Annotated in this window: 9 protein-coding genes; 8 read left to right on the forward strand and 1 reads right to left on the reverse strand. The window is 71.1% G+C overall.

Features of this window, described 5'->3' with window-relative positions:
• Positions 1-11: 11 nt before the first annotated feature.
• The gene (locus AB0L34_RS31710) at positions 12-974 is read right to left on the reverse strand and encodes a COX15/CtaA family protein (protein ID WP_363709100.1); all 963 of its coding nucleotides are present in this window, start codon (positions 972-974) and stop codon (positions 12-14) included.
• Positions 975-1072: 98 nt separating this feature from the next.
• Here AB0L34_RS31710 and AB0L34_RS31715 point away from each other — a divergent pair, with 98 nt between their 5' ends.
• The 8 genes from AB0L34_RS31715 (at position 1073) to AB0L34_RS31750 (ending at position 7905) form a co-directional block, all read left to right on the forward strand.
• Positions 1073-1831, forward strand: coding sequence for a transcriptional regulator (locus AB0L34_RS31715; protein WP_357465123.1), 759 nt, complete (start codon positions 1073-1075; stop codon positions 1829-1831).
• Positions 1828-3258: a Fe-S cluster assembly protein SufB gene (sufB, locus tag AB0L34_RS31720; RefSeq protein WP_091105216.1), complete on the forward strand. Its 1431-nt coding sequence runs from the start codon at positions 1828-1830 to the stop codon at positions 3256-3258. The genes AB0L34_RS31715 and sufB overlap by 4 nt, the downstream gene beginning before the upstream one ends.
• A 116-nt stretch (positions 3259-3374) precedes the next feature.
• Positions 3375-4517: a Fe-S cluster assembly protein SufD gene (sufD, locus tag AB0L34_RS31725; protein WP_363709102.1), complete on the forward strand. Its 1143-nt coding sequence runs from the start codon at positions 3375-3377 to the stop codon at positions 4515-4517.
• On the forward strand, positions 4517-4843 hold the full coding sequence (locus AB0L34_RS31730) for a non-heme iron oxygenase ferredoxin subunit (RefSeq protein WP_350686402.1): 327 nt from the start codon (positions 4517-4519) through the stop codon (positions 4841-4843). Before sufD ends, AB0L34_RS31730 begins: the two co-directional genes overlap by 1 nt.
• The gene (sufC, locus tag AB0L34_RS31735) at positions 4843-5616 is read left to right on the forward strand and encodes a Fe-S cluster assembly ATPase SufC (RefSeq protein WP_350686401.1); all 774 of its coding nucleotides are present in this window, start codon (positions 4843-4845) and stop codon (positions 5614-5616) included. The genes AB0L34_RS31730 and sufC overlap by 1 nt, the downstream gene beginning before the upstream one ends.
• A 31-nt stretch (positions 5617-5647) precedes the next feature.
• Positions 5648-6952 carry a cysteine desulfurase gene (locus AB0L34_RS31740; protein ID WP_363709105.1) on the forward strand — a complete coding sequence of 435 codons (1305 nt, stop codon included), beginning with the start codon at positions 5648-5650 and terminating at the stop codon, positions 6950-6952.
• A 42-nt stretch (positions 6953-6994) separates the two neighbouring features.
• Positions 6995-7471, forward strand: a complete 477-nt coding sequence (gene sufU / locus AB0L34_RS31745) for a Fe-S cluster assembly sulfur transfer protein SufU (RefSeq protein WP_363709107.1) — start codon at positions 6995-6997, stop codon at positions 7469-7471.
• On the forward strand, positions 7468-7905 hold the full coding sequence (locus tag AB0L34_RS31750; RefSeq protein ID WP_363709108.1) for a metal-sulfur cluster assembly factor: 438 nt from the start codon (positions 7468-7470) through the stop codon (positions 7903-7905). The genes sufU and AB0L34_RS31750 overlap by 4 nt, the downstream gene beginning before the upstream one ends.
• Positions 7906-7947 lie beyond the last annotated feature (42 nt).

The raw sequence follows: 7947 nt of genomic DNA on the forward strand, positions 1-7947 counted from the left end.
CCTGACGCCCGTCAGGCGGCGACGGGGACGGCGTCCTCGGCGGGGGAGGGGTCCGGGGCCGGCGCGACGGGACGGCGTTCGCGGGTGGCCCACTGGACCGAGAGGGTGGCCAGCAGCACCAGGCAGGAGCCGAGCATGTGCGCGCCCACCAGCAGCGCAGGCAGGTTGGTGAAGTACTGCACGAAGCCGATCAGGCCCTGACCCAGCTCCACCGCGACCAGCACCAGGGCGGCCCGTGCGGCCCGTGCCGCGCCGACCGCGCGGAACGCGAAGACCAGCGCCACGGAGAGGCCGATGAGCAGGAAGACGCTGTCGGCGTGCACCTGGGCGATCGACTCCGGGTCGAGGCCGTTGCGGGCCGCGCCGTGGTCGCCCGCGTGCGGGCCGCTGCCGGTCACCCAGGTGCCGATCACCAGCACCGCCGCGCTGACCACGGTGGTGATCATCGCCAGGGTCCGCAGCGGCGCCGGCACCACGGCCACCGCCGGGCCGACCGGGTCCCCGATCCGCCGCCACAGCGCGTACGCGGCCGCGATCACGAGCATCGAGGCGAGGAAGTGCAGGCCCACCACCCACGGGTTGAGGTCCGTGAGCACGGTGATGCCGCCGACGACCGCCTGGGCCGGGATGCCGCAGAGCACGGCGACCGCGAGGGGGAGCAGCTCCCGGCGGCGGGGGCGTTGCAGCAGCACGGCCACCAGCACCGCCAGCGCGATGACGCCGACCGCGAAGGTGAGCAGGCGGTTGCCGAACTCGATCGCCCCGTTGATGCCCATCTCGGCGGTTGCCACGTACGACTCGTCCGTGCACCGGGGCCAGGTGGGGCAGCCGAGGCCGGACTGGGTGAGCCGGACCGCCCCGCCGGTGACGACGATGCCCACGTTCGCGATGATCGAGGCGAGCGCGAGACGGCGCAGCAGGGCGGTGGAGACCGGGAACCGGACGGATGGAGTCACGGCGCAAATCCTACGCACCGTAGTGATCGAGGTTCGTGCGACTCCGCCGGCGCGGTGGTTCGGATCACCGGGACCCGGGTTTGCGGCCCCCCGACGAATTACGTAACGTGGGCGTTGTGAAAAACGCGGCGGCGCTCTCCGGGCACCAGCCGGCGGCCGCCCCGGCCGCCGGTCAGCCCGTGTCCGCCAGTGACCTTTCCACCCGGGACCGGGTCACCCACCTCCTGTTGGAGCGGGGGGCGACCACCGCCGCGCAGCTCGGCTCGGCGCTCGGGCTCAGCCCGGCCGCGATCCGGCGGCACCTCGACGCGATGCTCGCCGACGGTGACGTGGTCGCCCGCGACCAGACGGTCCGCGGTCACCGGGGCCGGGGCCGCCCGGCGAAGGTGTTCCTGCTGACCGACGCGGCCCGGGGCCGCTGCGGCACCCACCACTACGACAACATGGCCACCGCCGCGCTGCGTTGGATCGCGCGCAACGGCGGCGCCGACGCGGTCGAGGCGTTCGCCGCCGACCAGGTCGCCGCCCTGGAGGCCCGCTGCCGGGCCGCCATGGAGGACGCCGGCGACGACCCCCTCGCGCGGGCCGAGGCGCTCGCCGGGGCACTGACCGCCGAGGGCTACGCTGCCAACGCGTCCACGATCGCCTCCGGCGGCCAGCTCTGTCAGCACCACTGCCCGGTGGCGCACGTGGCCGCCGAGTTCCCCCAGCTGTGCGAGGCCGAGACCGCGGTGATCTCCCGCCTGGTCGGCACCCACGTGCAGCGCCTGGCCACCATCGCGCACGGCGACGGGGTGTGCACCACGCACATTCCCGCCCAGCCGGGGCGCGCCCAGTCCGCTAAGACCGTCACCACTGTGAGGACAGATAGATGACCGAGCAGATCGTCCAGCCCCTGACCCAGGAAGAGCAGCTCGCCGCCCTGGGTCGCTACGAGTACGGCTGGGCCGACCCCGACGTCGCCGGGGCGGTGGCCCAGCGCGGCCTCAACGAGGCGGTGGTGCGGGACATCTCGGCCAAGAAGAACGAGCCGGCCTGGATGCTCGACCTGCGGCTGAAGGGCCTGCGGCTGTTCGACCGCAAGCCCATGCCGGCCTGGGGCGCCGACCTCACCGGGATCGACTTCGACAACATCAAGTACTTCGTCCGGTCCACGGAGAAGCAGGCCACCAGCTGGGAGGACCTGCCCGAGGACATCAAGAACACCTACGACAAGCTGGGCATCCCCGAGGCGGAGAAGCAGCGGCTGATCGCGGGCGTCGCGGCGCAGTACGAGTCCGAGGTCGTGTACCACAAGATCCGTGAGGACCTGGAGGAGCAGGGTGTCGTCTTCCTCGACACCGACACCGCCCTCAAGGAGCACGAGGACCTGTTCAAGGAGTACTTCGGCACCGTCATCCCGGTCGGCGACAACAAGTTCGCCGCGCTGAACACCTCCGTCTGGTCCGGCGGCTCGTTCATCTACGTGCCGAAGGGCGTGCACGTGGAGATCCCGCTGCAGGCCTACTTCCGGATCAACACGGAGAACATGGGCCAGTTCGAGCGGACGCTGATCATCGTCGACGAGGGCGCGTACGTGCACTACGTCGAGGGCTGCACCGCGCCGATCTACTCCTCGGACTCGCTGCACAGCGCCGTGGTGGAGATCATCGTCAAGAAGAACGCCCGGTGCCGCTACACGACCATCCAGAACTGGTCGAACAACGTCTACAACCTGGTCACCAAGCGCGCCGTGTGCCACGAGGGCGCGACCATGGAGTGGATCGACGGCAACATCGGCTCCAAGGTCACCATGAAGTACCCGGCGGTCTACATGACCGGCGAGCACGCCAAGGGCGAGGTGCTCTCGGTGGCCATGGCCGGCGAGGGCCAGCACCAGGACGCCGGCGCCAAGATGGTGCACGCCGCGCCGCACACCTCCTCCACCATCGTCTCCAAGTCGATCGCCCGGGGCGGCGGCCGCACCTCGTACCGCGGCCTGGTGCAGGTGTTGGAGGGCTCGACCAACAGCCGCAGCACGGTCAAGTGCGACGCGCTGCTCGTCGACACCATCTCCCGCTCCGACACCTACCCGTACGTCGACATCCGTGAGGACGACGTGTCGATGGGGCACGAGGCCACCGTCTCCAAGGTCAGCGAGGACCAGCTCTTCTACCTGATGAGCCGGGGCCTGAGCGAGGACGAGGCGATGGCGATGATCGTGCGCGGCTTCATCGAGCCGATCGCCAAGGAGCTCCCGATGGAGTACGCCCTGGAGCTCAACCGCCTGATCGAGCTGCAGATGGAGGGCGCGGTCGGCTGACGCCGACCGGTGACCCGTCGGGATCGCGCGAAGCCCGACCCGCTGGCCGAGTCGCGCGAACCCGGGCCCACCCTCCGATCAATGACACCGTCGTCGCGAAACAGACCAAGGAAGAGATGACTACCCAGGCTTCCGCGCCGCCCAGCACCAAGTCGCAGGCGCTCCGCTCGTACGACGTCGCCGACTTCCCGGCCCTCACGGGCCTGGAGGAGGAGTGGCGCTTCACCCCCCTCAAGCGCCTGCGTGGCCTGGTCGGCGGGGCGCAGGCCGCCACCGGCACGGTCCGCCACGAGTACGGCGACCTGCCCGAGGGCGTGACCGTCGAGCGGATCGGCTCCGACGACCCCCGGCTGGGCAGCGTGCTCACCCCCGTCGACCGGGTCAGCGCGCTGGCCTACGGCGGGGCCGGGCAGGCGCTGCTGGTCCAGGTCGCCCGCGACGCCGTGGTCGCCGACCCGGTGACCCTGCGGGTGGTCGGCGACGGCGCCGAGGGTGTCGCCTTCGGGCACACCTTCGTCGAGGTCGGCCGGTTCGCCGAGGTGACCCTGGTGCTGGAGCACGCCGGTTCGGCGACGCTGGCCGACAACGTCGAGGTGGCGGTGGCCGACGGGGCGAAGCTGACCCTGGTCACCGTCGCCGACTGGGCCGACGACGCCGTGCAGGCCCAGCACCTGAAGGTGAAGCTGGGTCGGGACGCCAGGGTGGTCCACGTCCAGGTCTCCCTCGGTGGCGACCTGGTCCGGCAGTACACCTCGGTGGAGTACACCGACCGGGGCGGCGAGGCCGAGCTGTACGGCCTCTACTTCGCCGACTCGGGGCAGCACCTGGAGCACCGCCAGCTGGTCGACCACAGCGTGCCGGACTGCCGCAGCTACGTCGGCTACCGGGGCGCCCTGCAGGGCGAGAGCGCGCGCACCGTCTGGGTCGGCGACGTGCTGATCCGCGCCGAGGCGACCGGCACCGAAACGTACGAGATCAACCGGAACCTGCTGCTGACCGACGGCGCGCGGGCGGACTCCGTACCCAACCTGGAGATCGAGACCGGCGAGATCGCCGGCGCCGGCCACGCGAGCGCGACCGGCCGCTTCGACGACGAGCAGCTGTTCTACCTGATGGCCCGGGGCATCCCGGAGGCCGAGGCGCGGCGCCTGGTGGTCCGCGGCTTCTTCGCCGAGCTGATCAACAAGATCCCGGTCGAGGAGCTGCGCGAGCGGCTCGGCGACGCGATCGAGGCCCGGCTGAGCAAGGCCGGCGCCTGATGATCAAGATCTGCTCGACCGAGGACGTGCCGAAGGGCACCGCGATCGCCGCGGACGTCGACGGCACGCAGATCGCGATCGTGCACGGCGAGGACGACGCCTTCTACGCCGTCTACGACGAGTGCTCGCACGCCGCGGTCGCCCTCTCCGAGGGGGAGGTCTCCGGCTGCACGCTGGAATGTTGGCTGCACGGTTCCCGTTTCGACCTGAGGACCGGCGAGCCGACCGGGCTGCCCGCCACCGAACCCGTTCCCGTCTATCCCGTCGAAGTCCGCGACGGCGACATCTACGTCAGCCTCACGCCGAGCAATGGAGTGACCCGATAATGAGCACCCTGGAGATCCGCGACCTGAAGGTGTCGGTCAAGCTGCCCGAGGGTGAGCTCAAGCCGATCCTGGCCGGTGTCGACCTGACCGTCCGCTCGGGCGAGACCCACGCGATCATGGGGCCGAACGGCTCCGGCAAGTCCACCCTGGCCTACTCGATCGCCGGTCACCCCAAGTACGAGATCACCGGCGGCTCGGTGACCCTCGACGGCGAGGACGTGCTGGCCATGTCCGTCGACGAGCGGGCCCGCGCCGGCCTCTTCCTGGCCATGCAGTACCCGGTCGAGGTGCCCGGCGTCTCGGTGGCGAACTTCCTGCGTACCGCCAAGACCGCCATCGACGGCGAGGCGCCGAAGCTGCGCACCTGGGGCGGCGAGCTGCGCGGGGCCATGGAGCGCCTCCAGATGGACCCGGCGTTCGCCCAGCGCAACGTCAACGAGGGCTTCTCCGGCGGTGAGAAGAAGCGGCACGAGATCGTGCAGCTGGAGCTGCTCAAGCCGAAGATGGCCATCCTCGACGAGACCGACTCCGGCCTCGACGTCGACGCGCTGCGCGTGGTCAGCGAGGGCGTGAACCGGGTCCGCGACACCGGCGACACCGGCCTGCTGCTGATCACCCACTACACCCGGATCCTGCGCTACATCAAGCCGGACTTCGTGCACGTGTTCGTGGCCGGCCGGATCGTCGAGCAGGGCGGCCCGGAGCTGGCCGACAAGCTCGAGGAAGAGGGCTACGAGCGGTACGTCGCCGGGGCCGGTTCGGCGCGGGCCTGATTCCTCTCGGAGAATGGGTGGGCCGGTCGACATGACTACCATCGCGATCCCGCCGGGGATGCCGCAGTACGACGACGTGCCGCGTTACGACGTGGCTAAGGTGCGCGCCGACTTCCCGATCCTCGACCGGGAGGTCAACGGGCACCGGCTGGTCTACCTCGACAGCGCCAACACCTCGCACAAGCCGCGGCAGGTGCTCGACGTGCTCGCCGAGCACTACGCGATGCACAACGCCAACGTCTCCCGCTCGGTGCACACGCTGGGCACGGAGGCCACCGAGGCGTACGAGGGCGCCCGGGCCAAGGTCGCCGCGTTCGTCAACGCGCCGAGCCCGGACGAGGTGGTGTTCACCAAGAACTCCACCGAGGCGATCAACATCGTCGCGTACGCCTTCTCCAACGCCTCGCTGCGGCCCGACGCCGACCCGCGGTTCCGGCTCGGCCCCGGTGACGAGGTGGTGATTTCCGAGATGGAGCACCACTCGAACATCGTCCCGTGGCAGCTGCTCTGCGAGCGGACCGGCGCGACGCTGCGTTGGTTCCCGGTCACCGAGCACGGGCGCCTGGACGAGTCGGGGCTGGATGACCTGGTCACCGAGCGGACGAAGATCGTCTCGCTGGTGCACATGTCCAACATCCTCGGCACCGTCAACGCCACCGCGCGGATCACCGAGCGGGTCCGCGAGGTGGGGGCGCTGCTGCTGCTCGACTGCTCCCAGTCGGTGCCGCACATGCCGATGGACGTGGTCGACTACGACGCCGACTTCGTCGTGTTCACCGGGCACAAGATGTGCGGCCCGACCGGCATCGGGGTGCTCTGGGGCCGGGCCGAACTGCTGGCGGCGATGCCGCCGGTGCTCGGCGGCGGGTCGATGATCGAGACGGTGTCGATGGCGCGTTCGACGTTCGCCGCGCCGCCGGCCCGGTTCGAGGCGGGCACCCCGCCGATCGCCGAGGCGGTCGCGCTCGGCGCTGCCGTCGACTACCTCACCGGCATCGGGATGCGGGCCATCCAGTGGCACGAGAAGGAGCTGACGGCGTACGCGCTGGACGCCCTCGCCACGGTGCGCGGCCTGCGGATCTTCGGGCCGACCGTGCCGGTGGGCCGGGGCGGCACCATCTCGTTCGCCCTCGGCGACATCCACCCGCACGACGTCGGGCAGGTGCTCGACTCGCTCGGCGTGCAGGTGCGGGTGGGCCACCACTGTGCCCGGCCGGTGTGCACCCGGTTCGGCGTGCCGGCCATGACGCGGGCGTCGTTCTACCTCTACACCACCACCGAGGAGATCGACGCCCTGGTGGCGGGCCTGGAGCAGGCGCGGAAGGTGTTCGAGTGAGCGGCGACGCAGGAGCCCGCGGATCGACGGGAGTTCAGCCTGATGCAGCTTGAATCTCTTTACCAGGAGATCATCCTGGACCACTACAAGCACCCGCACGGCCGGGGCCTGCGCGACGCGGACGACCCGGGCGCCCGGGTCGCCGAGGCGCACCACGTCAACCCGACGTGCGGCGACGAGGTCACGGTCCGGGTGGCGACCGACGGTGACGTGCTGCACGACGTCTCGTACGACGGCATGGGCTGCTCGATCAGCCAGGCGTCGGCGAGCGTGTTGCACGAGCTGCTGGTCGGGCGGGGCGCGGGTGAGGCGTTCCAGGTGCACGAGGCGTTCGTGGAGTTGATGTCCGGCCGTGGTCAGGTCACGCCGGACGAGGACGTGCTCGGTGACGGGGTCGCGTTCGCGGGCGTCGCCCGCTACCCGGCCCGGGTGAAGTGCGCGCTGTTGCCGTGGATGGCGTTCAAGGACGCCGCGGCACGCGCCGGCGTGGGCGCGAGCCCTTCGGAGGTTAAGGCATGAGTAGCGAGGACACCGCCACCGCGGCGACGCCGGCGGCCGAGGGCACGGCGACGCCGGCCACGGACGCCGCCGCACCGGCCGTGGGTGACGGCGGCAAGGCCGCGGGTGCCCGGGCCGCCGTCGCCGACATCGAGGAGGCGATGAAGGACGTCGTCGACCCCGAGCTGGGCATCAACGTGGTCGACCTCGGCCTGCTGTACGGGGTGCACGTCGGCGACGACAACGTCGCCACGCTGGACATGACGCTGACGTCGGCGGCCTGCCCGCTGACCGACGTGATCGAGGACCAGGCCCGCCAGGCGCTGACCACCGGCCCCGGCGGCGGCCTGGTCGACGACATCCGGATCAACTGGGTGTGGCTCCCGCCGTGGGGCCCCGACAAGATCACCGACGAGGGGCGCGACCAGCTCCGCTCCCTCGGCTTCAACGTCTGACCCGGCCCAGCGTCGGTCCCCGTCGAGCGCGCCGCCCCTCCC

Origin of the sequence: Micromonospora sp. NPDC052213, from assembly GCF_040679695.1 — a bacterium.
GTDB lineage: Bacteria > Actinomycetota > Actinomycetes > Mycobacteriales > Micromonosporaceae > Micromonospora.

Coding starts and splice junctions, on each gene's coding strand:
- sufB (WP_091105216.1), top strand. CDS start 1,828: ATGACCGAGCAGATCGTCCAGCCCCTGACCCAGGAAGAGCAGCTCGCC.
- sufD (WP_363709102.1), top strand. CDS start 3,375: ATGACTACCCAGGCTTCCGCGCCGCCCAGCACCAAGTCGCAGGCGCTC.
- AB0L34_RS31730 (WP_350686402.1), top strand. CDS start 4,517: ATGATCAAGATCTGCTCGACCGAGGACGTGCCGAAGGGCACCGCGATC.
- sufC (WP_350686401.1), top strand. CDS start 4,843: ATGAGCACCCTGGAGATCCGCGACCTGAAGGTGTCGGTCAAGCTGCCC.
- AB0L34_RS31740 (WP_363709105.1), top strand. CDS start 5,648: ATGACTACCATCGCGATCCCGCCGGGGATGCCGCAGTACGACGACGTG.
- sufU (WP_363709107.1), top strand. CDS start 6,995: ATGCAGCTTGAATCTCTTTACCAGGAGATCATCCTGGACCACTACAAG.
- AB0L34_RS31750 (WP_363709108.1), top strand. CDS start 7,468: ATGAGTAGCGAGGACACCGCCACCGCGGCGACGCCGGCGGCCGAGGGC.